The 24,615-nt window shown below is 58.5% G+C and carries 22 protein-coding genes; 19 read left to right on the forward strand and 3 right to left on the reverse strand.

Translation table 11 applies throughout. From position 1 onward, the window contains the following. Window positions 1-62: 62 nt before the first annotated feature. The 3 genes from ruvA to PHX60_RS12050 all read right to left on the reverse strand — a co-directional run bounded on the left by ruvA (window position 63) and on the right by PHX60_RS12050 (window position 2,994). Window positions 63-635 (reverse strand): Holliday junction branch migration protein RuvA, encoded by a 573-nt coding sequence (gene ruvA, locus PHX60_RS12040; RefSeq protein WP_300077950.1) that lies wholly within the window; start codon window positions 633-635, stop codon window positions 63-65. Further along, complete coding sequence (gene iscB / locus PHX60_RS12045; protein WP_300077953.1) at window positions 635-2,071, reverse strand: RNA-guided endonuclease IscB; 1,437 nt, start codon at window positions 2,069-2,071, stop codon at window positions 635-637. The genes ruvA and iscB overlap by 1 nt, the downstream gene beginning before the upstream one ends. A gap of 293 nt (window positions 2,072-2,364) precedes the next feature. Then, window positions 2,365-2,994, reverse strand: coding sequence for a TetR/AcrR family transcriptional regulator (locus tag PHX60_RS12050; RefSeq protein WP_300077956.1), 630 nt, complete (start codon window positions 2,992-2,994; stop codon window positions 2,365-2,367). A 257-nt stretch (window positions 2,995-3,251) separates the two neighbouring features. On the opposite strand from PHX60_RS12050, the gene PHX60_RS12055 reads away from it, so the two are divergent. From PHX60_RS12055 to PHX60_RS12145, 19 genes are all read left to right on the forward strand, one after another. Further along, the gene (locus tag PHX60_RS12055) at window positions 3,252-4,073 is read left to right on the forward strand and encodes an alpha/beta hydrolase (protein ID WP_300077958.1); all 822 of its coding nucleotides are present in this window, start codon (window positions 3,252-3,254) and stop codon (window positions 4,071-4,073) included. A 13-nt stretch (window positions 4,074-4,086) separates the two neighbouring features. Further along, window positions 4,087-4,386 (forward strand): hypothetical protein, encoded by a 300-nt coding sequence (locus tag PHX60_RS12060; protein WP_300077961.1) that lies wholly within the window; start codon window positions 4,087-4,089, stop codon window positions 4,384-4,386. Between the two features lie 15 nt (window positions 4,387-4,401). After that, window positions 4,402-5,238, forward strand: a complete 837-nt coding sequence (locus tag PHX60_RS12065; protein ID WP_300077964.1) for a hypothetical protein — start codon at window positions 4,402-4,404, stop codon at window positions 5,236-5,238. An 11-nt stretch (window positions 5,239-5,249) separates the two neighbouring features. Next, on the forward strand, window positions 5,250-5,597 hold the full coding sequence (locus PHX60_RS12070) for a non-heme iron oxygenase ferredoxin subunit (protein WP_300077967.1): 348 nt from the start codon (window positions 5,250-5,252) through the stop codon (window positions 5,595-5,597). 12 nt (window positions 5,598-5,609) lie between these two features. Further along, window positions 5,610-6,998, forward strand: a complete 1,389-nt coding sequence (locus tag PHX60_RS12075; RefSeq protein ID WP_300077969.1) for an aromatic ring-hydroxylating dioxygenase subunit alpha — start codon at window positions 5,610-5,612, stop codon at window positions 6,996-6,998. Beyond that, on the forward strand, window positions 6,995-7,534 hold the full coding sequence (locus PHX60_RS12080) for a 3-phenylpropionate/cinnamic acid dioxygenase subunit beta (protein WP_300077972.1): 540 nt from the start codon (window positions 6,995-6,997) through the stop codon (window positions 7,532-7,534). Before PHX60_RS12075 ends, PHX60_RS12080 begins: the two co-directional genes overlap by 4 nt. Window positions 7,535-7,621: 87 nt before the next feature. Then, the gene (gene hcaB / locus PHX60_RS12085) at window positions 7,622-8,416 is read left to right on the forward strand and encodes a 3-(cis-5,6-dihydroxycyclohexa-1,3-dien-1-yl)propanoate dehydrogenase (protein ID WP_300077975.1); all 795 of its coding nucleotides are present in this window, start codon (window positions 7,622-7,624) and stop codon (window positions 8,414-8,416) included. 47 nt (window positions 8,417-8,463) lie between these two features. Next, window positions 8,464-9,603: an ABC transporter substrate-binding protein gene (locus PHX60_RS12090; protein ID WP_300077978.1), complete on the forward strand. Its 1,140-nt coding sequence runs from the start codon at window positions 8,464-8,466 to the stop codon at window positions 9,601-9,603. A gap of 22 nt (window positions 9,604-9,625) precedes the next feature. Further along, window positions 9,626-11,428 carry a feruloyl-CoA synthase gene (locus PHX60_RS12095; protein ID WP_300077981.1) on the forward strand — a complete coding sequence of 601 codons (1,803 nt, stop codon included), beginning with the start codon at window positions 9,626-9,628 and terminating at the stop codon, window positions 11,426-11,428. 105 nt (window positions 11,429-11,533) lie between these two features. Continuing rightward, entirely contained in the window at window positions 11,534-12,541 is a 1,008-nt protein-coding gene (locus tag PHX60_RS12100) for an FAD-binding oxidoreductase (protein ID WP_300077984.1), read from the forward strand. A 62-nt stretch (window positions 12,542-12,603) separates the two neighbouring features. Next, entirely contained in the window at window positions 12,604-13,653 is a 1,050-nt protein-coding gene (locus PHX60_RS12105) for a branched-chain amino acid ABC transporter permease (RefSeq protein WP_300077987.1), read from the forward strand. Window positions 13,654-13,708: 55 nt separating this feature from the next. Then, entirely contained in the window at window positions 13,709-15,514 is a 1,806-nt protein-coding gene (locus tag PHX60_RS12110; RefSeq protein WP_300077990.1) for a branched-chain amino acid ABC transporter ATP-binding protein/permease, read from the forward strand. Beyond that, the gene (locus tag PHX60_RS12115; RefSeq protein WP_300077993.1) at window positions 15,511-16,260 is read left to right on the forward strand and encodes an ABC transporter ATP-binding protein; all 750 of its coding nucleotides are present in this window, start codon (window positions 15,511-15,513) and stop codon (window positions 16,258-16,260) included. The genes PHX60_RS12110 and PHX60_RS12115 overlap by 4 nt, the downstream gene beginning before the upstream one ends. Before the next feature lie 46 nt (window positions 16,261-16,306). Continuing rightward, on the forward strand, window positions 16,307-16,744 hold the full coding sequence (locus tag PHX60_RS12120; RefSeq protein ID WP_300077996.1) for a hotdog fold thioesterase: 438 nt from the start codon (window positions 16,307-16,309) through the stop codon (window positions 16,742-16,744). A gap of 111 nt (window positions 16,745-16,855) precedes the next feature. Beyond that, the gene (locus PHX60_RS12125; protein WP_300077999.1) at window positions 16,856-18,649 is read left to right on the forward strand and encodes a hypothetical protein; all 1,794 of its coding nucleotides are present in this window, start codon (window positions 16,856-16,858) and stop codon (window positions 18,647-18,649) included. Between the two features lie 147 nt (window positions 18,650-18,796). After that, a complete protein-coding gene (gene yajC, locus PHX60_RS12130) occupies window positions 18,797-19,132 on the forward strand; it encodes a preprotein translocase subunit YajC (protein ID WP_300078002.1) in 336 nt (111 codons plus the stop codon). Window positions 19,133-19,210: 78 nt separating this feature from the next. Further along, a complete protein-coding gene (gene secD, locus PHX60_RS12135; RefSeq protein ID WP_300078005.1) occupies window positions 19,211-21,097 on the forward strand; it encodes a protein translocase subunit SecD in 1,887 nt (628 codons plus the stop codon). Between the two features lie 13 nt (window positions 21,098-21,110). Further along, window positions 21,111-22,061, forward strand: a complete 951-nt coding sequence (secF, locus tag PHX60_RS12140; protein WP_300078008.1) for a protein translocase subunit SecF — start codon at window positions 21,111-21,113, stop codon at window positions 22,059-22,061. A 33-nt stretch (window positions 22,062-22,094) separates the two neighbouring features. Then, the gene (locus PHX60_RS12145) at window positions 22,095-24,551 is read left to right on the forward strand and encodes a DUF1631 family protein (RefSeq protein WP_300078010.1); all 2,457 of its coding nucleotides are present in this window, start codon (window positions 22,095-22,097) and stop codon (window positions 24,549-24,551) included. The last annotated feature ends 64 nt before the right edge of the window (window positions 24,552-24,615 follow it).

Here is a 24,615-nt window from a genome sequence, read left to right on the forward strand (position 1 = left end):
GAGCAGCAGCAATTTTTGCGCTATCGCGCGGCCTTTTTTTCTGGCAGGGGGGCGTTGGCGGCTTAGCGCGCCAAGGCGCGCAGGGCCAGCTTGATACCCTCGCTGACGCCCACCTCGGCGGGCAGGGCTTTGAGGGCAGCGGCGGCCTCTTTGTCGTTGTAGCCCAGTGCCAGCAAGGCTTGCAAAATATCCGCCTGTGCCGGGCTAGAAACCTGCGCCGGTGCGCCGATGTCCGCGCCCAGCTTGCCTTTGAGTTCTAACAGCAGGCGCTCGGCGGTTTTTTTGCCAATGCCCGGTACTTTGACCAAGCGGCCACTCTCTTGCAGGGTGATGGCTTGGGCCAAATCGGCCACCCCCATGCCACTCAAAATACCCAGTGCCATGCGTGGCCCCACGCCAGAAATTTTGATGAGTTGGCGAAAAGCATCGCGCTCTGAGGCCGTGGCAAAGCCGTACAGCAGTTGGGCATCTTCGCGCACCACCAAATGGGTGAGCAAGGTCACGGCTTCGCCCAAGTGGGGCAATTGGTAGAAGGTACTCATGGGCACATCTACCTCGTAGCCCACGCCGTGGCAATCAATCAACACTTGGGGCGGATTTTTTTGGGCCAAACTGCCCTGTAAACGTCCAATCATCAGTGTGCGCGTGAAACCTCGGCATTCATGCCGGGGAGGCAGAGCGCGGAACGCGCAGCGTTCCTGGCTTGGGGCCTTGCCGGTTCACGTTTTGCGCTGTTGGCCCGGTTGAAGAAGTAGCCATAGCCATCACCACGCTGAATCACGCGACAATGTTTGTGGCTGATGCCTTGCACCACGACGGATTGTCCGTCTTGGTAGCTTTGGATGTTAAAAGAACCACTGGCTCGAATCGCCACACGACCGATGTGGATGCCAGCTTTGACCCCCGAGGGCACTTCGGCGCGTACCATGTCGCCAGTGCCAAAACCATGCACCCGTTTACGGCGCATGAGGTAGCCCCTTGGAAAGCCAAATTTGTTCAGCCTTGTGCGTTGGTAACTGCCTCGGCCTGTGGCTTTGAGTGTTAGCGTGGGGCATTGCCAGTTTTGCAGAACTTGCAGGGTTCCGACGCAAGCAGCATCGAGTGCATGGGTTTTCGGGATGCCCAGCGTGCAACGGTTAAATTTGGTTTGCCCACCGGAAGCCAGTTCGACCGGCAGGCCGGTGGATTTGAGGGCATTGGCCAGCGCCCAGCGGGTAGCATTGACGGCTGCTGCATCGCGCAGGGGCTTTTTCGCATCTGCGAGTATCTTGGCCAAGCGCTTAGGGTCTTTGGCTAAAAAATCTTCAATGCTACGCGCGGCTTTTTTCTGGTTGCAGCAGGCGCAAGCCACTGTGAGGTTGGATGTCCGATTGCTGCCGCCTTGCGCTTTAGGGTGGATATGTTCGATTTGCAATGGCACGTCTTGGGCATCGCAATACGCGCATTGGCGGCCCCATTTTTCCAGCAGATACTCGCGCAGTTCGTAGCCGAACAAAGTGCCTTGCTGGTATTCAATCCCTGAAATTTCCGGGTTTTGCAGGGCTTGCATATCAAAGCGCACCAGCTCAGAGCTGATGGCTTTGAGTGGTACCCAGCGCTGAATGCGCCGCACCCACGCCATGCAGGTATCGACCCGGTGTTGCAACGAGGGGGCCAGCCAGCCTTCTTTCTGGTTGCCACGGTTCAAAAAACGCGGCGCACGGTGGCGCAACTGGTTTCTACGCCGACGGCGCATCTGGCGGCGAGCGGTTAAAGCTTCAGAAATTTGCCTGCCGCGATGGATTAACTCCATCAAGTTCAGCACCACAGCAGCGGTTTGTACCTCGCCAGTTTGCTGGTCGATGATTTCAGCATCGCGCACCAAGGCCAAGCCGGTGGTTTTGCTGCCGGGGTCGAGTTTCAAACGCAGTGGCTGCAAATCACAAGAAGCTATTTGACGGTCTGTGAGTCGAATCACCATCGGCACAAGGCGATGTACCCGCGCCCGACCACGCGCCAGCAGTAGCCGGGCGCGCTTTTCGGTGCAGGGCATCAATGCCTTACCTTGGGTATCGAACACAAAAACTGCCACGTATCTCTCCAAAATCAGCTGTCTTTCCAGCAGTCAGCCCTTACGGGCCTAGTGACGGACATCTTGCGATATCGCTCCCCTCGGGAATGTCAGCAACCGGCTCCAGCTTTTACAAGCTGCGGTTTCAAGCTTCGGGCTTTTACCTTGGCCCAGCATGATCAAAACCTTGCAGAGCAGCAAACTGAGGAAGCATTTGCTGGTGCGTCTCAACGACCTGTTGTCAACGTAGCGGGCTGGTTACCGCTTTCCCTGGTCAACCCGGCTTAAATCCTTTCGGCTTCAAGCCCCATCCTTCAGGATGGGGTAATTGACGGCGCCAATACTATCCGCTCGACAAAAGCGCGCCGCGCCAAGCGTTCGCTTTCGCTGCCTTGTTGGCGTAGCAAAGCCTCGCTCACCATGTAGCCATAGACCACAAAGGCGCGCATTTTGGCTTCTTCGGTGCTAAAGCCCAGATCGCCAAAGCATTGGGCTACGTAGGCCAGTCGGTAGCTGTCGATGGTTTCTACCGCTTGGCGCGCCAAAGCGTCGCGCCGCGCCCACGCCCGAATCGCCAGCTCTATCGAGGCCGAGTTTTGCGCCGTTTGGCCACGAAAGGGCAAGGTTAAAAACTCCCCAATGCGTTGCAGCGGCGGCGTTTTCTCAAAGCGCTCGATGATTTGCTCGGTGGCCGCATCGCGCCAACGTTGCAACACGCGCTCTAGCAGGTCGTTGCGGTCTTTGAAGTGCCAGTAAAAGCTGCCACGGGTCACCTTGAGTACCTTAGCCAGTACATCGACCCGCACCGCATCAATGCTTTTGTCGCGCAGTACATCGGTGGCAGCGGCAATCCAGTCGGCTGGCGTGAGCTGGACTTTGGTGGGGGGTGATGCCGCCGGCGCGTGCGTGGCATCGTCAGGAGAAGCAGAAGAATGGGGGGGCATAGCGCAAACAGACACAAAGCGGGTTGCCATTCTAGGGAGGGGGCGCGGCCATGCCTACCTAGGGCGGTGCTGCTGCGGGTGTGAAGAACTGTAGTCTTTTTCTAGGGAATTTTCAAAAAATTGTCATAAGTCTTTGTTTTTCAAAGATAAAAAAATAAATATCCTTCAATCCTAGGGAATACCCTAGGCAGAAAGAGTTTGAGATAAATCAAAATCGCGTCCCATACACATACACATCTGTATGGAGGAAAACCCCCATGAGTCAGCACCCCGGCATTGGCAAGACCCTCGTTGCCGCCGACCACCAGACCAACTACCTTGAACAAGGCACGGGCAAGCCGCTGTTTTTGCTGCACGGTTCCGGCCCCGGCGTGTCCGCGTGGACCAACTGGAGCAAGGTCATGCCCGACTTGGCCGACCAGTTCCGCGTGATTGCCCCGGACATTGCTGGTTTTGGCTTTACCGAGTTCAAATCGGGCAGCAAGTACGACATGAAACTCTGGGTGCGCCACCTGCTGGGCATTCTGGATGCACTGGGCATCGATAAGGCTTCGTTTGTTGGTAACTCGTTTGGTGGTGCGCTGGCGATTGGTCTGGCCACCTTTGCCCCCGACCGCGTCGAAAAACTGGTGCTGTTGGGCACACCCGCTGGCGAGTTTGAGCAAACCCCCGGCCTGCGCTCGGCCACCGAATATGAGCCGTCGATGGAGAACATGGAGCGCACCATGCGCCTGTTCCCGTTTGACCAATCCATCATCACCGAAGAGATGGTTCGCACCCGCTACGAGGCCAGCGCCCGCCCCGGTGCCCAAGAGGCCCTGAGCCAGCTCATCCCCAAGCCGAATCCCGACGGCCCCACCATCCTCAAAGGCTTCCCCGAAGCCGTGCTGGCGAAGGTGCAAGCGCCCACGCTGGTGCTGCATGGCCGCGAAGACAAGGTGGTGCCGGTGCAATGCGGCTGGTTGTTGGCCCATGCCATCCCCAAAGCCGAGTTCCATTTGTTTGGTCAGTGCGGTCATTGGGTGCAAACAGAGCACCGCGCCCGCTTCCTGCAACTGGTGCGCGATTTCTGCGCGTAAGAGGAATCACTCCATGAGCCGTAATGTGGTGGAAAAGCTGCTGTACCAACTGTGTATTGACCGCAGCATCAAACAACGCTTCAAGGAAGAGGCCGACAAGCTGCTCGACCGCTATGCCTTGACCGAGCAAGAGCGCCATTGGGTGCAAACCTTCGATGTAGCCGCGCTGCAAAAGCACGGCGTACACCCGATGCTGACGATGGGCTTCTGGCAAGAGAACGCCCCCAACCGCTCGCCCAGTGCCTACATGAAGGCCCTGCGCCCCGAATCCAGCGCAACAGAGCCGGTGTTCTCTGCTGCCCTCAAACAATAAACCAAGGAACTGGCTGTGGGAAAAATTGTTGGCGGCTTTTTAGTGCCGCACGATCCGGTGATGTTCATTGCGCCCAAGGCGCCACAAGAAGATGTGGCCCAGCGCATGTGGGGCGCGTTTGCCTCCTGTGCCGAGCGTCTGGCCGACCTGAACGCCACCAGCGTGGTGGTGATTGGCGCGGACCACTACATGCTGTTTGGTACCGGCTGCCTGCCGCAGTACCTGATTGGCACCGGCGACGTGGATGGCCCGATTGACCCCCTGCCCGGCCTGCGCCGGGGCGTGATTCCAGACAACCAAAAGCTGGCCAGCTTTATTGCCGAACATGGCAAAGACAATGGCTTTGACTGGGCCGTGGGCCGCGCTTTCACGGTGGACCATGCGGTGGCCATTCCGAACCAGCTCATCATCGAGCCGGTGCGTGCCAAGGGCCAGCACATCGGCACGATTCCGGTGTATTTGGCCTCGGGGGTGGACCCCTTCATCAAGATGCAGCGTGCCATTCAGGTGGGCGGCGCTATCAAGGCGGCAGTCGAGGCCAGCCCTGATGATGAGCGCGTGGTGGTGATTGGCAGCGGCGGCATCAGCCACTGGGTGGGCGTGCCCGAAATGGGCAAGGTGAATGAAGCCTTTGACCGCGAAATCATGGACTACGCCGTGCGTGGCGATGTGGCCGGTATCGGGGCACTGAGCGACGACTACATCCTCGCCAACGGTGGCAACGGTGGCATGGAAATCCGCCAGTGGGCCTGCGCGATGGGTGCTATGCCCGGTGCCAAGGGCGAAATCATCGATTACGCCGCTGTGCCCGAATGGGTCACCGGCTTGGGCTTCGTGCAGTTGCACGCCTGAAAGAATTTTCCATGAGCGAACAACCGATTTATCTGTTCAAAAAGGGCGAGCTGCCCGCCGGTCAGGTGCGTAAGCAGGTGGTAGGGGCTTGTGAGTTGGCGGTCTATAACGTGGATGGCACGTTCTATGCCACCCAAGACGGCTGCACCCACGCCACCGCCTCGCTGGCTGAAGGCGAGATTGTCGATGGCGACTTGATTGCCTGCCCCGTGCATGACGGGACTTTCCATATTCCCAGTGGCCAGCCTATGGGCTGGCCCTGCGAAGTAGCGTTGCGTACCTACAAGGTAACAACGCAAGGTGACGATGTACTGGTGGATTTAAGCCAGGAAGCCGACGAAGCGGCTGGTGGCATTTAAGGAGCAAACAACGTGAGTCAAAACACACCCACTTCCCCTGAACGGCTCAAGCGTCGGCCTGTGGCCGAGGCGATTGCCAACCTAGACCGTGTCATGGACTTGGACAAGGGCCGCATGTCGCGCGACATCTTTTGGGACCGCGACATTTACGAGCAAGAATTGGAAAAAATCTTTGCCCGCTGCTGGCTGTTTGTCGGCCACGAGTCGCAAATCCCCAAGTCGGGCGATTTTCTCTCGACCTACATGGGCGAAGACAACGTCATCATCGTGCGCCAAAAGGACAACAGCATCCGTGGCTTCCTGAACACCTGCCCACACCGTGGCAACAAGGTCACGTTTGCCGATTTGGGCAACGCACGCCAGTTTGTTTGCAACTACCACGGCTGGGCCTTTGGTATTGACGGTGCGCTCAAGGGGATGCACGCCTCCGAGGCTTATGAAGCTACCGGCATGGACAAGAACGAGCATAGCCTGCACCCGGTAGCAAAAATCGATACCTACAAGGGTTTGATTTTTGCCACGCTGGACCCGAATGCCCCCTCGCTGGCCGAATACTTGGGTGATTTCCGTTACTACCTTGATGCCATTTTTGATATGGACGAAGGCGGCACCGAGTTTGTTGGCGGTTGCGTCAAGTCGGTCATCCAGTGCAACTGGAAATACGCTTCGGAAAACTTTGTGGGCGACATCCTGCACGCTGGCTGGACGCACGACTCGGGTGCCCACGCGATGGTGGGTGGTTCGGTGGCCGAAGTGCACAAGTTTGCCGACCAATCCTACCAAGTCAACTTTAACGGCCACGGCTGGGAGTTCAACCAAGACATCGTGGGCAACTGCGCCACGCTGGGCGACAAAGACCTGATGAAGTACCTGTACGTGCTGCAACCCAAGGTGCAAGAGCGTTTGGGTGAAGTGCGCTCCAAGATGATTGGTGCCATCTCGTCTTGCACGCTGTTCCCCAACACCTCGTTCTTGCCCGGTCAAAACACCTTCCGCACTTGGCATCCACGCGGCCCCGGCCAAATCGAGCTGCACACTTGGACTTTCGTCAACAAGAACGCTCCGCAAGAAATCAAGGACAAGTGGCGCAAGGGCACCATGATGACCTTCAGCCCCTCGGGCGTGTTTGAGATGGACGACGGCGAGAACTGGGAATACAGCACCAAGACCAACGCCGGTTTCGTCACGCGCCAGCAAGACCTGTATCTGGGCTTGGGCCAAAACACCCGCATCACCGACACCGATATGCCCTGCAACGTGTTCCGTGGTCAGGTCAATGAAGCCAACCAGCGTGCGTTCTACCAACGCTGGCTGGATTTGATGAAAGCGCAGGAATGGCAAGACGTGCCGCAACGTGACGTTCCTACCCTGCCCACCACCAACGCTAAGGAGGCCGCATGAACGCCGTCGCCACACCCCAGGCTGAGATTTCTGTCGATGCTGAAACCCAGCGCCGCATTGAGCAATTCTTGTACCGCGAAGCCCGTCTGCTGGATAACGAGCGTTGGGACGATTGGCTGGCGCTGCTGGCCGAAGACATCCACTATTGGATGCCGACCATGGAAAACCGCCGTCGTTACGACAAGAAAGGCGCTTACCAAATTGATGGCGGCGCACTCTACAACGACAACCTGCTGGACCTGACGCGCCGCATCACCCGCTTCAAGCAGCCCAGCGCTTGGGCCGAAGACCCGGCCACACGCCACGCCCACGTGGTCAGTGGTGTGGAGGTCTATCAAGGCGACAAGCCGGGCGAGTTTGTGGTGCATTCCAGCTTTGTCAACTACCGCAGCCGTGTAGAAAAAGACAACGACCTGCTGGTGGGCCGCCGCGAGGATGTAATCCGTGCCGACGGTGACAGCTTCAAGATTGCCAAGCGCAAGATTTTGATTACCCAATCGGTGTTCATGTCCAAGAACCTCAACACCTTCCTCTAAGACCAAGTCCCTGGCGCGCAAGCGCTTGGCTCTGATACCCCCGGCTTGCAGCCGGGGTTGTTTTCTGTACACACACAAGGAGCGGTTATGGGTTGGCTAGATGGGTATGTGGCCTTGGTCACAGGCGGAGCCTCGGGCATCGGACGCGCGGTGGTCAAGCGTTTTATTGCCGAAGGTTGTGCCGGTGTGGGCGTCATGGTGCGTAGCGCTGAGCAGGCCGAGGGCTTACTGGCCGAGTTTGGCGACAAAGTGGTGGTCTCGGTGGGCGATGTGCGCTCGCCTGCGGCCAATGTGGCAGCGGTCGAGGCGACCGTGGCGCGCTTTGGCAAGCTCGATACCTTGGTAGGCAATGCCGGGGTGTGGGACTTTTTTACCAAGTTAGAAAAGATGTCCACCGAACAGGTGGCCGAGAGCTTTGACGAAATCTTTGGCGTGAACGTCAAAGGCTATGTGCTGGCCGCCAGTGCCGCCGCGCCGCATTTGCGCGCCAGCGGTGGCAGCATGATTTTTACCCTGTCCAACTCGGCCTTTCATGCCGGTGGTGGTGGCCCGCTGTATGTGGCCTCCAAGCACGCCGGGGTTGGTTTGATTAAGCAGTTGGCCTACGAATTTGCCCCCGAAGTGCGCGTGAATGGCGTGGCCCCCGGCGGCACGGTCACGCCGCTGCGCGGCCCAGCCAGCTTGGGCAAACAAGAAAAACGCCTGTCCGAATTGCCGGGCTTTGAAGACAACGTGGCCAACGTCATGCCCTTGAAGTTTATTGCCCAGCCCGAAGACCACACCGGCCATTACGTCTTGTTGGCCTCCAAAGCCAATAGCCGCGCCACCACGGCGGCCATTATCCAAAGCGATTGCGGCTGGGAAATCCGCCCGATGCGCTGAGCGTCCTTTTTACTTTTTCACAACAGCAATCCACAGGAGACAAATCCATGAAACGTCGCAACGCACTGACTGCCTTGGCCATCGCCGCCAGCTTGGCCTTACCTGCTTTGGCACAGGCACAAACCATCAATGTCGGCGTGTCGCTCAGCACCACTGGCCCTGCCGCCTCCTTGGGCATTGCCGAAAAAAACAGCATCGAACTGCTGCCCAAAACTTTGGGTGGTTTGCCCGTCAATTACATCCTGTTGGATGATGCCTCTGACCCCAGCCAAGCCGCTAAAAATGCGCGCCGCTTTATCGACTCGGATAAGGTAGATGCCATCATTGGCTCGACCACCGTGCCGACCTCGCTGGCGATTGCCGAAGCTGCCACCGCCAGCAAGACCCCACAAGTTGCCTTGGCCCCGTTCCAGCCCAAGCAAATTGAATGGGTGTTTCCGCTGCCGCAATCGGTCGGTGTGATGTCCTCGGCCTTGTTTGAGCACATGAAGGCCAACAAAATCGAAAACATCGCCTTTATTGGCTTTAGCGATGCCTATGGCGAAGGCTGGCTCAAGGATGTGCAAAAAGGCGCGGCTCAATACGGTATCAAAGTGGCGGCGGTAGAGCGCTATGCCCGTAGCGACCAAAGCGTGACGGCCCAAACCCTCAAGCTGATGCAAAGCAATCCGCAAGCAGTATTCATTGCCGCCAGTGGCACGCCTGCTGCTTTGCCCATGCGTGCTTTGCGTGACCGTGGCTATAAGGGCCAGTTCTACCAAACCCACGGCGTGGCCAACAATGACTTCTTGCGCGTTTCGGGCACGGCCGATGAAGGCGTGGTGCTGCCCACCGGGAACGTGCTGGTCAGTGAGCAACTGCCCGACAGCCACCCCAGCAAAAAGCCCGGTTTGGATTACCTGAAAGCCTATGAAGGCAAGCACGGTGCCGGTTCGCGCAGTCCGTTTGGTGCCTATGCCCACGATGCCTATTTGGTGCTGGACAAAGCCGTCACCACCGTGGCCAAGCAAAACAAGCCCGGCACGCCCGAGTTCCGCACTGCACTGCGCGATGCCATCGAAAAAACCAACAAGCTGCCCGTGACCCACGGCGTCATCACCATGAGCCCGACCGACCACTCCGGTTTTGGGGCTGATGGCCGCGTGCTGGTGACGATTGAAAAGAACGCTTGGAAGCTCTTGAAGTAATACCACGCAGGAATCGCACACCATGAGTAGCTCGTTTTTTACCAACCCCGCCATGCTGGCCACGCCAGCGGTACTCAAGCAAGACCTGCCCAACGGCGGCTTCATCCTGACATCGCCGGAGCCTTTGGGTAACGTGGCCCGCTGCATCGGCGACTGGCTAGAGCATTGGGCGCGCACCACGCCCAACGCCTTGTTTTTGGCCGAACGTGGCCCCGATGGCGAATGGGTCAAACTGACCTATGCCCAAACGCGCGACAAAATCGGCGCGATTGCCCAAGGGCTGCTGGATTGGGGTTTGGCCGAAAACGCGCCCGTGGTGTGCCTGTCAGACAACAGCCTAGACCAAGCGCTGCTGATGTTTGCCACCATGCACATTGGCCGCCCCTTCACTGCCATCACCAGTGCTTATTCGCGCTTGGCTAAGGAATACAGCAAAATCTCGGGCATCCTGCACGAGTTGCAGCCCGGCCTGATTTACGCCGCCGATGGTGCCATCTATGGCCCGGCCATCCGTGCTGCCGGTCTGGATTGCCCGGTGGTGTTGAGCCACAACGCTTACAGCGTCTCGTTGGGGCGCTCGTTCGCCGAATTGGCCCGCGCCAAAGAAACCCCAGCGGTGATGGACGCCTTTGCCCGCATCACGCCCGAGACGCACGCCAAATACCTGCTCACGTCTGGCTCGACTGGCAAACCCAAAATTGCCGTCAACACGCACCGCATGTTGTGCGCCAACCAAGAGCAAATTCGCCAAACTTGGACGTTTCTGCGCGAAGAAAAGCCGGTCATTGTCTCGTGGTTGCCTTGGAGCCACACTTTTGGCACCAACCACAACCTGAACATGGCGTTGTGCAACGGTGGCAGCTTCTACATCGACGAAGGCCGCCCCGTGCCGGGCTTGATGGAGAAATCAGTCCGCAATCTGCGCGAAGTGCAGCCCAATTTGTACTTCAACGTGCCCAAGGGCTTTGATGCCTTGATTGCCTTTTTGGAAGAGGACGAGAGCTTTGCCCGCGACTTCTTTGGCCGCTTGCGCGGTGTGTTCTATGCGGCTGCCGCCTTGCCCCAAGCCACTTGGGATCGCTTAGAGCGCAGCGCCAAGAGCGTGCTGGGCGAATCCGTTTGGTTTACCGCCGCTTGGGGAGCTACCGAAACCTCGCCCCTGATTACCAATGTGCATTGGAAGCTCGACGGCCCCGGCTGTATCGGCCTGCCCGTGCCCGGTACCAGTATCAAATTTTTGCCCAACAACGGCAAGCTGGAAATGCGCGTCAAGGGGCCGCAAGTGTTCAACGAATACTTGGACAACCCCGAGCAAACCGCCAAAGCCTTTGACGAAGAAGGCTACTACATCATTGGCGATGCCGGTCTGTTGGTGGATGAGCAGCGCCCGGAAAAGGGCGTGCTGTTCAATGGCCGCGTGGCCGAAGACTTCAAGTTGACCACCGGCACTTGGGTCTCGGTGGGCACCTTGCGCGTCAAAGCCGTTACAGCACTGGCTCCGTGGGCACAAGATGTGGTGGTCACTGGGCACGATGCCGATGAAGTGGGGCTGTTGGTGTTTCCGAGTCCCGCTGCAAAAGGGCTGTCTGCCGAGGAATTGGCCGCCCATATCCAAGTGGGGCTGCGCAAGCTCAAGGCCGAAGGCGGTGGCTCCTCGCAAAGTGCCCAACGGGCGCTGGTGCTGGACGAGCTGCCCAGCATGGACGAAGGCGAAATCACCGACAAGGGCTATATCAACCAGCGTGCCGTACTCAAGCGCCGCGCCGACAAGGTGCAACTGCTGCACAGCAAGCCGCGCCCCGAAGCCGTGATTGTTTGCGGCTAAGGCTGCCCCCACGGGTGCGCTGGTGGCTTGTTCAGGCCACGGCGCACTGTTTTTTTTAATCCCTCGCACCGCGCAGCGGCCCCCAAGGTTGCAGGCGGCATCACCATGTCCGAGACTTTTCAGATACAACTACAACCCCACGGCGGCCACTTTAGCTGCACGCCCGAGCAAACGGTATTGGACGCTGCCATTGCCGCCGGTTACTGGTTGCCGCACAGTTGCCGTGCTGGCACTTGCAACAGTTGCCATCTGGAGCTAGAAGCGGGCAGCGTGCGCCATGCCGAACCGGCCCCGGCGGGTGCAGAGCCGGTGCCTGTGGGCCAATGCCGCACTTGTCAAGCCTTCCCTTTGGGTGATTTGGTGCTGCAAGCCCCAGAGGTGCCCCAAGCGCCCGGCCAGCGTGTCGTTACGGTGGGTGCGCGGGTGTTGGACGTGCAACGCCCCAGTGCTGATGTGGCTATCGTGCAGTTGCAGGTGCCAGCGGCCTCGGGGTTCAACTTCCAAGCCGGGCAATATGTGGATGTGTTGCTCAAGGATGGCGCGCGGCGCAGTTATAGCTTGGCCAATCTGCCCAACCCCGAAGGGCTGTTAGAGCTGCATGTGCGTCGCATGGAGGGCGGACGCTTCTCGCCACACGCTTACGACAAACTGAAAGCCCGCGATTTGTTGCGTATCCAAGGGCCGTATGGCACGTTTGTGCTGCACGAAGGTACCGCCCCCATCGTGCTGTTGGCCTCGGGCACCGGTTACGCGCCGATTGCCGCTTTGCTGCGTACCCACGGTGCGGCCATCGCCCAACGTGGCGCGGTGCTGTACTGGGGCGGACGGCGTTGGAGCGATTTGTACGCGGTGGAATCGGTGGCTGCGTGGCAGGCGCAATTCCCCGGCGTGCGCTTGGTGCCGGTGTTGTCCGAACCCGATGCCGATTGGCAAGGCCGTACCGGCTTTGTCCATGCAGCGGTGTTGCAAGACCTGCCCGATTTATCGGCCCACGAAGTCTATGCCTGCGGCAATCCACTGATGATTGATGCCGCCCGTGCCGCTTTCACTGCCCAAGCCGGTCTGCCAGCTACGCATTTCTACTGCGACGCTTTCGTTATCAATACCGCCTGACCCCCCGCCCACCGAACCACCGTAACAGCCCCAGCGAGTGCCCGGCTGCATCAGGAGAGAACATGGATTTAAGTATCGTCGCCATCTTGGCCCAAGATGGCATCACCAACGGAGCTATTTATGCCTTGCTGGCGATGGCGCTGGTGTTGGTGTTTTCCGTCACGCGGGTGATTTTTTTGCCCCAAGGTGAATTTATTGGCTTTGGCGCTTTGACGCTGGCTGCTTTGCAAACCGAGCAGTTTCCGCGCTTGGTGATGCTGTTGCTGGTGCTGGGAGTCGCCACCTTCTTGACAGAGTTGGGCGCGGCTTTGTATGCACGCCGCTACAAACCACTATCGGCCAAGTTGCTGGGCTGGAGTGCCGCCGAGAACCTGCTCTATCCCCTGCTGGTGTGGGCGTTGGCCTCGGCCTTGCCTTGGCACACCATGCCGATGGTGTTGCAAATTTTGTTGGTGCTGGGCATCACGGTGCCGATGGGTTTGATGATTTACCGCTTGGCCTACCAACGTGTGGCCGAGGCTTCGGTGCTGGTGCTGTTGATTGTCTCGGTGGCGGTGCATTTTGCCCTGTTGAGTTTGGGCCTGTTGGTGTTTGGCCCCGAAGGCTCGCGTACCCTGCCGTTTACTGAGTGGAGTACCTCGGTGGGTGCCTTGCTCATTTCCGGCCAAAGCGCGCTGGTGATTGTGGTGTCGCTGTCATTGATTGCGCTGCTGTATTTGTTCTTTGAGCGCACCCTGATGGGCAAAGCCTTGCGTGCCACAGCGGTCAACCGCAATGGGGCGCGACTGGTGGGCATTGGCACCAACCAAGCGGGGCGTTTGGCCTTTGGCTTGTCGGCGGGCTTGGGGTCTTTGGCCGGTGTATTGATTGGCCCCATGAACACGGTGCAATACGACACCGGCTTTGTCGTGGCCCTGAAAGGCTTTGTGGCCGCCATCATTGGTGGGCTGGCCAGCTACCCACTGGCCGCCATTGGTGCGGTGCTGGTCGGGCTGCTAGAGAGCTACTCCTCATTTTGGGCCAGTGATTACAAGGAGGTGATTGTCTTCACCTTGATTCTGCCGGTGTTGGCTTGGCGCTCGTGGCGCTCGCCGCACAGCGATGAAGAGTGATGGTCATGCGGACTGTCTTGTTGATGCCACCCCTCCAACCTTGAGCCCGATTCCCATGCGTCTGCTTGCTTCTCTCTCCACCAAAAAGCTGCAATGGCTTGTGTTTGCGTGGTTCTTTCTGTTTCCGTTTTTGCCCGTACCCAGCTTTTGGGTCACTTTGGGCAACTATATCGGTTTGTACTCCATTGCCGCTTTGGGCTTGGTGCTGCTCACGGGTGTGGGTGGCCTGACTTCCTTTGGTCAAGCGGCTTTTGTCGGCTTGGGCGCTTACACCACCGCCTACCTGTCCACCACGCTGGGCTGGTCGCCTTGGCTGGGCTTGCCGATGGGCTTGCTGGTGTCGGGCGCGGCCGCGTTGGCGATTGGCGCGATGACGGTGCGCCTGTCGGGCCACTATCTGCCACTGGCCACCATTGCTTGGAGCTTGTCGCTGTATTACCTGTTTGGCACGCTCGAATTTTTGGGCAAGTACGACGGTATCTCGGGCATTCCACCGCTGACGCTGTTTGGCTTTGATTTGTCTAATCCGCGCGTCATGTATGGCCTGATTTGGTTCTGCTTAGGCGGTTGTGTTTGGTTAGTGCTGAACTTGCTCAATTCGCGTCCGGGCCGCGCCATCCATGCGCTGGCCAAAGGCAAGACCATGCCCGAGGCGATGGGCATCCACACGGCGCAATACAAAGTGCTGGTGTTTGTGTTGGCCGCCCTGATGGCCAGTTTGTCCGGCTGGCTCTACGCGCACTTGCAGCGTTCCGTCAGTGCCACGCCCTTTGGCCTGAACATGGGCATTGAATACCTGTTCATGGCGGTGGTGGGTGGTGTCGGCCATGTCTGGGGGGCTATTTTGGGTGCGGGCTTGCTCACCGGCCTGAAAAGCCAATTGCAAGACTGGCTGCCGCTGCTGCTGGGCAGCAATGGCAACTACGAAATGCTGTTCTTCGGCATCATGGTAATTTTGCTATTGCACCACGCACGCTATGGTATTTGGCCCAATGTAACGGCGCTGTGGGCGCGCGTACATCCGCCCGAGCCAGAAGTCGTTGCCCCCGAAATTGCCCCTGAAGGTTACAGCGATATGCCACGCCGTGCCAAACCCGCGCCCGGCAGCATCATTTTGGAAGTGAACGAGGCGCGCAAGCAGTTTGGCGGCTTGGTGGCTGTGAAGGACATGCAGTTTGACCTGCGTGCCGGTGAAATCGTCGGTCTGATTGGCCCCAACGGTGCTGGTAAATCCACCATGTTCAACTTGGTCACTGGCGTGCTGCCCGTGACCAGTGGTGAAATCCGCTTCTGTGGCGAACGCATTGATACGCTGGATTCGCGCCGCATCGTGCAGCGTGGCATTGGCCGCAGCTTCCAGCATGTGCATTTGATTCCGCACCTGTCGGTGCTAGAGAACGTGGCGATGGGTACGCACCTGCGCGGCCATATGGACCCCGTGCGCGCTGCCTTGCGCCTGGACCGGGCCGAAGAAGCGCGCCTGCTGTATTTGGCAGCGGAGCAAATCAAGCGCGTCGGTTTGGGCGAGTTTATGCACACCCCCGCCGGTAGCTTGGCTTTGGGGCAACAGCGCATTTTGGAAATTGCCCGCGCCCTGTGTACCGACCCGGTGTTGTTGCTGTTGGATGAGCCTGCGGCGGGTTTGCGCCTGAAAGAAAAGCAAGCCCTGTCCGAGTTGCTCAAGCAGCTCAAGTCTGAAGGCATGTCGGTGCTGCTGGTAGAGCATGACATGGACTTTGTCATGGGCATTACCGACCGGCTGGTGGTGATGGAGTTTGGCAGCAAGATTGCCGAGGGCCTGCCCACCGAAATCCAAAACAACGAGGCCGTGTTGGCCGCCTATTTGGGAGGTATTGAATGAGCAAGGACAAACACCCGGTTGTACTCAGTACCAATGGCCTGAGCGCCCGCTATGGCAAGGTCGAGGCACTGCGTAACGCCAACATCCAAGTGCGTGCTGGGCAAATCGTGACTGTGATTGGCCCCAATGGTGCGGGCAAATCCACCCTGCTCAATTCCATTATGGGGGTGCTGCCTGCGCCTGGGCACGCTGATGGCCAAATCCACTACCAAGGCCGTGATGTGTCCCACGACAGCGTTGAGCAACGCTTGGGCCAAGGCTTGGCGCTGGTGCCCGAAAAGCGCGAACTGTTCTCCACCATGACGGTAGAAGACAACTTGGTGCTGGGAGCCTACCGGCGGCGCAAACCGGGTTGGTCGTACCGCGATGGGCTGGAGGGCATCTACACCACCTTCCCACGCCTGAAAGAGCGCCGCTTGCAACTGGCGGGCACCATGTCGGGGGGCGAGCGCCAAATGATTGCCTTGGGCCGCGCCCTCATGAGTGACCCTAAAGTGCTGATGTTGGATGAACCCTCGCTAGGGCTGGCCCCGCGTGTTATGGCCGAAGTGTTCCAAGTGATTTCGCGCCTGCGCGAAACCGGCGTGGCCACCTTGCTGATTGAACAAAACTCGCGCGCTGCCTTGCAAGTGTCCGATTACGGCTATGTGCTAGAGGTGGGCGACATCACCCTAGAAGGCAAAGCCGCCGACTTGGCAAAGAACCCGAAAGTGGTAGAAGCCTACTTGGGCGCTGCCAAGCATTAAAGCGCATTAAAGTAGCGCCCCACACACCCTATCAGGAGAAAAACTTATGGCCATCTGGTTTTCTGGCGTACCGCTGGATGTATTGAACGAGCGCGGTGCCCAATGCGTGAATGGCAATTTGGGCATTGAGCTGCTCGAAACCGGGGACGACTACCTCAAAGGCAGGATGCCGGTGGATGCGCGCACGCGCCAACCCGCCGGGGTGCTGCACGGTGGTGCCTCGGTGCTGTTTGCCGAAACGTTGGCCTCGTGGGCCGCAGCGCATGTGGTGGACCCGGCGCAATTCCATTGCGTGGGCCAAGAAATCAACGCCAACCATATCCGCGCTGTGGCCGAGGGCTGGGTCTATGGCGTAGCCAAACCGGTACATATTGGGCGCAGCAGCCAAGTCTGGGAGGTACGCATCAGCAACGAGGCGGGCAAACTGGTCTGCATTTCGCGCGTTACGATGGCCGTATTGGCCGCGCCCAACCGCTATTACTAAGATTAGCGCCGCAGAGTCTCGCTATCGGGGGCAAAAATCGGATAAAAATGGCAACTGGTGCAACATGGCAGTGCCTGTACTGCTCCACCGTCCATTTTTGCCCTGTCCGTTATGAACAAGCCCTCTGCCAGCCCACCCCCTTCTGATGCCAACGCAGCTCCAGCACCTATCGCCGCACTAAGCCAGCGCAGCAGCTGGTTGCTGCAACAAATTCAGCAAACGGTGGCTGAAAAAACCAGTTTCAAGGCCAGTGAGGTGCAGCTGGTACAAGACAAGCTGGTCGAGCAAGAATTTAAGCTCAGTGCCACCTTTATTCTGTACAAGAACATCAAGGTCACGCCGGTCAATGGCTACTTTAAGTCCCAGTCTAAAGACATTCGCAGCCCCACCGACGAGCTGGCCCAAAGTGGCATGGTGGCCTTGATTGAAAAACTGCAAACCGATGCCGAAAAGCGCTTAGACGACAAGGTCAAAGACCACCCCGGCCTGCCTTTGGATTTAGAAGAAGGCATCTACTTGGGCACCGCCACGCGCTTTTGGAGTCTGCACAAATGCCAAACCTGCAATAAAGACGGCGAAATCGTTTGCGATATGTGCGCGGGCAACCGCGAATATGTCTGCCCGCAATGCAAAGGCAACCAAAAACTGCCCTGCCGCGCCCCCGGCTGTGACCAAGGCCGCACCATGTGCATGACCTGCTTGGGCAGCGGCGAAGTGGTGCAAGAAAAAGACGTGCCTTATGAGTTCACGGGGGGTAAGGATGGCTCGCCACAGTCGGTCAAATACCAAACCGTCAAGGAGATGATTCCTTGCCCCAATGCCGAATGCGTTAAGGGGACGGTGCCCTGCTTGGCCTGCCGGGGCAATGCCCTCGTGCCCTGCCCGCGCTGCAACGGCAAGGGGGCTTGTCCGTGCGAAAAATGCAAAAAAACCGGCCGACTCAGCTGCCCGCAATGCGCTGGCTCGCACGAAACCGGGCAAATGTACGAGGGTTCGATAGACCTCAAAATTCACCACCACACCAGCTTACCGCCGCAGTCGTCCGAATACGCCAAAAAGATTTTTGAGCTAGAACAAGACCCCATCCAAATTGCTAACTTATCCACCTCTGTGGTGCAGCAAGAATATGACGGCTGGAGTGGCCTAGACAACCACCGGATGCTCAAAATTGTCTATGGTGGCCGCATTGATATTGAATCCATCGAGGTGGCCTGCAACAGCAAAAAATACAAGGCAGTGGCCTACGGCAAAAACCGGCAATGGCTCACCCAAGGCGGCATTGTCGAGAGCCTGCAAGAATCCGATTTTGAAGAACTACGCCTGGTAGGCCAAAAAATTACGGCCCAGCAGTTGTCCATGTTGGACTACAAAACCCCGCAAAGGGTATTGCAGCGCTTTGTGGCTACCGCTGACAACCGCGATGCCCTGCAAAAACCCAACACCGAAGCCTATACCAGCGCCCACGGCAACGTGTGCCGTACCTTGGTGCTTCAATGCGCCCAGCAAATGAAGTTTAACTATGCACGCTTGTATTTAGCATCGGTGTGTGCGGTGGTATTTTTTACCATGATGGGGCTATGGCTGGTGATTGGCAGCACCGGCTTTTGGGAGTTTCTCATCATCGGTGTGGCAGGCTACTGTCTCAGTTTGGTACTCATCGTCAAAATGGATGGTGATATAGACCAGCTCTACGCTCGCTCGTTGCCCTCGATAAAGAACTTTAATGTGTTCGATGCCGCTGGCAAACCTTTGCTGCGCCCCGGTGGCTGGGAGGTAGTCTCTAGCCAAGGCACGCGCATGGTGCCCAGCCGCTGGCTGTGGGTGTTTTATTGGGGGCTGATGGCTTGCTTGTTTTATTGGTTCTGGGTGCGCCGCTTGCTCAGCTGGTTGTTTGGTGGCGGCTAGGGTGCAGGCAGGTGTATGCGCCAGCAGCCTAGCGCTTTGAGGGGCTGATGGCCTGCCGCATACAATCGCGCCTTTGTCTTTCCAACAGACATGGGCCTGCGTCTGGGCTGGACAGTCCTGTTATTTTTGGTTTTTCTGGGAGTTTGCGTGTTCATTTCTTCTGCTTTTGCCCAAACCGCCCCCGCTGCCGCTGCTGGGGGGGGTGACCTCATGTCCACGCTGCAAAGCATGTTGCCGCTGGTGCTGATGTTTGTGGTGCTGTACTTTGTCATGATTCGCCCGCAAATGAAGCGCCAAAAAGAGCACAAGGCCATGATTGATGCCTTGGCCAAGGGCGACGAAGTGGTGATTGGTGGCGGTTTGCTGGGCAAAGTGACCCGCCTGTCCGAGCAAGTTTTGCACATCGAAGTGGCCAATGGGGTCGAAATTCAAGTGCAGCGTATGGCTATCTCGCAAGTGCTGCCCAAGGGCACCCTCAAGTAAAGCCTGGCAGGCTGTTGTTTCTGTCGGCCTGGGCCTGTGTGCGTGGGCTGCGTCTGTTGTCCTGAAAGTCCAAGCGCGATGAACCGTTACCCGGTCTGGAAGTACGCAATCTTGGTGATTGCGCTGCTGGTGGGGGTGCTTTATACCCTGCCCAATTTCTTTGGTGAAGCACCGGCGGTGCAAGTGTCCTCGGCCAAGGCAACGGTCAAGGTCGATGCCGCCGTGCTGGAGCGCGTGCAGGCGGCCCTCGATGCCGCCCAACTCAAACCCGATGTGCTGCGCCTAGAGGGCACTTCAGTGCGGGCGCGTTTTGATACCCCCGATAACCAGCTCAAGGCCAAAGACATCCTGCAAAAGGCCCTGGTGCCCGATGCCGCTGACCCGATGTATATCGTGGCGCTCAATTTGGTGTCGCGCTCTCCGGCGTGGCTGACCTCTTTGCACGCTGCACCGATGTATTTGGGGCTGGACTTACGCGGTGGTGTGCATTTCATGTTGCAAGTGGATATGCAGGCCGCCCTGACCAAAAAAGCCGAGTCTTATGCCGGTGATATTCGCAGCGCCCTGCGCGACAAAAATATCCGCCACAGTGGTATCAGCCGCGATGGCCAAAATGTCAGTGTCAAACTGCGCGATGCTGCTACGCAAACCGCTGCGCGCAACCTGATGGCCGACCAGTTCCCCGATTTGCAAGTGCTTGCCAGCGCTGCCAATGGCGAGTTTGTGTTGCAAGCCAGCATCAAGCCCGAGGCCCTGCGCCGCGTGCAAGAGCAAGCGCTCAAGCAAAACATGACCACGCTGCACAACCGCATCAACGAGCTGGGCGTGGCCGAGCCGGTGATTCAGCAGCAGGGCCTGGACCGCATCGTGGTGCAACTGCCCGGCGTGCAAGATACCGCCAAGGCCAAAGATATTTTGGGCCGCACCGCCACGCTAGAAGTGCGTATGGTGGACGAAAGCGCCGAGGCGCGCTCGGCTGAGCTGGGCAGTGGCCCGGTGCCGTTTGGCTCCGAGCGCTACCTAGACCGCGATGCCCGCCCCATCATCGTCAAAAAGCAGGTGGTACTGACGGGTGAAAACCTGACCGATGCCCAAGCCGGTTTTGATGGCCAAACCCAAGACCCCACGGTCAACTTAACCCTCGATGCCAAGGGTGCGCGCATTTTCAAAGACATCACGCGCGAGAACATCGGCAAGCGCATGGCCATTGTTTTGTTTGAAAAGGGCAAGGGCGAAGTGGTCACGGCCCCCGTGATTCGCGCCGAAATTGGCGGTGGTCGGGTACAAATCTCTGGCAGCATGAGTACCGTAGAGGCCAACGATACCGCGTTGTTGTTGCGCGCTGGCTCTTTGGCGGCACCGATGGAAATCATCGAGGAATACACCATTGGCCCGAGCCTGGGCGCCGACAACATCGAGCGCGGCATTAATTCGGTGGTTTGGGGCATGGTGGCCGTGGCCGCATTTATGTGCCTGTATTACCGACTGTTTGGTATTTTTTCTACGCTGGCGCTGTCGGTCAACGTCTTGCTGCTGTTGGCGATTTTGTCGATGTTGCAAGCCACCCTGACGCTGCCGGGCATTGCCGCGATGGCGCTGGCGCTGGGCGTGGCGATTGACTCCAACGTGCTGATTAACGAGCGCATCCGCGAAGAACTGCGCGATGGCGTATCGGCGCAAATGGCGATTCATGCCGGTTACGAGCGTGCTTGGGCCACCATTTTGGACTCCAACGTCACCACCTTGATTGTGGGCTTGGCGCTGTTGGCGTTTGGTTCTGGCCCAGTGCGCGGCTTTGCCGTGGTGCATTGCATAGGCATTCTCACCAGCATGTTCTCGGCGGTGTTCTTCTCGCGCGGGCTGGTCAACCTCTGGTACGGCGGCACCAAGAAGCTCAAGAGTGTGTCCATCGGTCAGGTGTGGAAGCCCGAGGGCAACGATACCAGCGTGGCCAAAACCAACTAAAGGACAGCCGGTCATGGAATTTTTCCGTATCAGAAAAGACATCCCCTTCATGAAGCACGCGTTGGTGTTCAACGCGATTTCCTTCATCACCTTTGCGCTGGCGGTGTTCTTTTTGTTCTCGCGCGGGCTGCATTTGTCGGTGGAGTTTACCGGCGGCACCGTGATGGAGGTGGCCTACCAGCAAACGGCCGATATTGGCAAGGTGCGCGACACGGTGGCCCAATTGGGCTACACCGAAGTGACGGTACAAAATTTTGGCACCTCGCGCGATGTCATGATTCGCTTGCCGGTGCAAAAAGGGGTCACTTCGGCGCAACAAAGCGAGCAGGTATTGGCCGCGCTCAAGGCTGCTGATGCGGGCGTGACCCTGCGCCGCACCGAATTTGTCGGGCCGCAGGTGGGCGAGGAGCTGGTGCATGGCGGCCTGATGGCGCTGGGCATGGTGGTGCTGGGCATTGTGATTTATCTGGCGATGCGCTTTGAGTGGAAGTACGGCGTGGCCGCCATCATTGCCAACTTGCACGATGTGGTGATTATTTTGGGCTTTTTTGCCTTCTTCCAGTGGGAGTTCTCTTTGGCCGTGTTGGCCGGGGTGCTGGCCGTGCTGGGCTACTCGGTCAATGAATCGGTGGTGATTTTTGACCGCATCCGCGAAGCCTTCCGCAAGTACCGCAAGATGACGACCTCCGAGGTGATTGACCACGCCATCACCAGCACCATGAGCCGTACCATCATCACCCACGCCTCCACCGAAGCGATGGTGTTGTCGATGCTGTTCTTTGGTGGCCCCAGCTTGCATTATTTTGCAATGGCCCTGACGATTGGCATTTTGTTTGGCATTTACTCGTCGGTGTTTGTGGCCGCCGCCATTGCCATGTGGCTGGGGGTCAAGCGCGAGGACTTGGTAAAGACTGCTAACAAGCAAGAAGACCCCAACGACCCCAACGCTGGCGCCACGGTTTAAGCATAAACTGGTTTTCCCGATTACGATTGCGCCATGTCTGCGCCCGTGCCACCCTCTCCGCAACGTGATCTGGCGCGCCAGGTTCGCCAGCAATTTGTTACAACGCTCAACGCTGGTTTGGGCAGTGTCGATCAGGTGATTTTGGATTTCCTGACGGCCTTGCTCAACCAAACGGGCACCCAGCGCGAGATGCAAGGGCACCGCGATGCTTGGCAACTGTATGGCCAGCACCGCAGCGCTTGGGTGCAGGCCACGCAAAAAATTTGGTTGCAGGCCAGCCAAACGCCCGTCAACCCTACTGCCGCACCCCAGAAAAGCTCCAGCGCTTTTAGCCTTGATTTGAGCCTAGAGCTGCTCAGCGACGATGTGGTAGAAAACAAAATTGTGGCCTCGCGCATCGCCCTGACGGTATTGGAGGCGGTCAGTGGCCCTTTCGATGCCCTGCGACGGCGCATTCAAGCGCTAGAAGGCCAAGAACTGAGCAGCGGCGATGTGTTGCGCCCCGAAACCTTCTGTTTGTTGTTGGTAGAACAATGGATAGCTACCGGGCTGCCGCGCGCCAATTTGCAAGCAGTGATGGATTCTTTGCAACGCGAGTTGGCCGTACAAGCCCAAGCAGCTTACCAACAATGCAATGATTTTTTGGCCAGCCAAGGCGTAGCCCAGCCCGATGTGCGCTTGCGCGTCAGTCGCCCGCCCGGTGGTACTGGCGCGGCCACGGGTTTGGGGGCCATAGAGGGCACCCAGCCCTCTCGCTTGGCGGCGATGCCCAGTGGCCCCATGTCGGGGCCAGGCCCCGCGCTGGCTGCACAGCCATCCAGCATGATGGCCTCCATGCCGCCAGACGCAGCCAATGGCACGCCACTGATGCGCGCCCGCCAGCGTGCCTATGGCGTGATGGGCCAACTGCGCCGCCTGATGTGGCCGGGTATGCCAGCAGGTGGCCCCCAAACCGGCCCCGCCATGATGATGGGCGGGCCGATGTCTTCCATGATGGGGCCGGTGGGGGCTTCCATTGGCGGCCCTTTGCCCGCTGGTGCCGCTGGTCCAGCCGCCATGCAGCAGCCCGCAGCGCCAGCACCCTTGGCTTCTGCCGCCTTGGCCCAAGCCTTGGCCCAGCAGCAGATGCAGGCGCAAACCTATTACAGCAGCATGGCGGCGATGGCCCCCCAAGCCGGTCCGGTGGGCGCGGTGCAATTGGTGGGCGCAGTGGGCACGGTGCGCGAGCGCTCCGCCGAGCTGAAGAAAAAGGCCGGCACCGATAGCGAAAAAGCCATCATCGAGGTGGTGGCGCTGATGTTCCAAAGCATTTTGTCCGAAGACCGCATTCCACCGGCGGTGCGCGTGTTGTTTGCGCGCTTGCAGGTGCCGGTGTTGCGCGTAGCACTGGCCGAGCCAGATTTTTTTAGCGACTTAAACCACCCCACGCGCCTGCTGATTGACCGCATGGGCGCTTGCGTGATGGGCTTTGATACCACCGCGATTGACGGAAGCGCTTTGGAGGCCGAAATCCGCCGCGTGGTGCAAGTGATTGAGCAATACCCCGAAACCGGGCGCAAGGTATTTCAGTTGGTACGCGAGGAGTTTGAAGCCTTCTTGGCCAAATTCCTGACGCAAAAGCAATCCACTGCCCGCGTAGTGACGGTAGCGCAACAGGTAGAGCAGCGCGAAACCCTGACCATCCAATACACCATCGAATTGCGTGCCATGCTCAAAGACATGCCGGTGCGCGATGAAATCCGTGATTTTTTATTCAAAATTTGGGCCGAAGTGCTGGCCTTGTCCGGGGTACGCGCTGGGGCGCAACATGCCGACACCTTGGCCTTTAAGCGCACCGCTGCCGATTTGGTCTGGGCCGCTGGGGCCAAACCACACCGCAGCGACCGCACCAAAGTCATTCAAAGCCTGCCCGGCTTGCTAGAGCGCCTGCGCCAAGGGCTGGCGCTGGTGAACATGGCCCCCGAGGTCCAAGAAACCCACCTCAAAACCCTGACCGATGTGCTGGCCGAAGCTTTTGTGGCCAAAACCGAGCCGATTGCCGACGAGCAGATTGAAGCGCTGTCCAAACGCCTAGAAAATTTAGAAGATTGCATCACCGAGGCCGTGATGGGCGATATGCCCCTGGATGCCGAGGCCATCGAGATGCTGCTGGGCATGGATATGTCCGGCTTGGTCGTGATTGCCGACAACGAGGCCCCCGTAGAAGCGGCGATGGTGGATTGGGCGCGCCAATTGCATGTGGGAGCGTGGTTCACCCTGGACCACAATGGCAACACCAGCCCGGTGCAATACGTGTGGCACAGCCAGCGCCAGCAGCTGCATTTATTTGCCAGCCCCAATGGACGCAGTTACCTGCTGCAACTGCGCCGCTTGGCGGCTTACCTGCAAACCGGTTTGCTCACGGTGCAAGACGAAGAAGGTCTGACGGTGCGCGCCGCCCGCGATGCGCTGGCCAAACTCGATGCCAACCCCGAGCGCCTGCTGCATTAAAAGTTGATGCTGCCGTAGGTGCTGGCGCGCTGGCAGTGCTGGCTGTGTAGGGTTTTTTCTTTTT

This window comes from Giesbergeria sp., assembly GCF_028686475.1.
GTDB lineage: Bacteria > Pseudomonadota > Gammaproteobacteria > Burkholderiales > Burkholderiaceae_C > Simplicispira.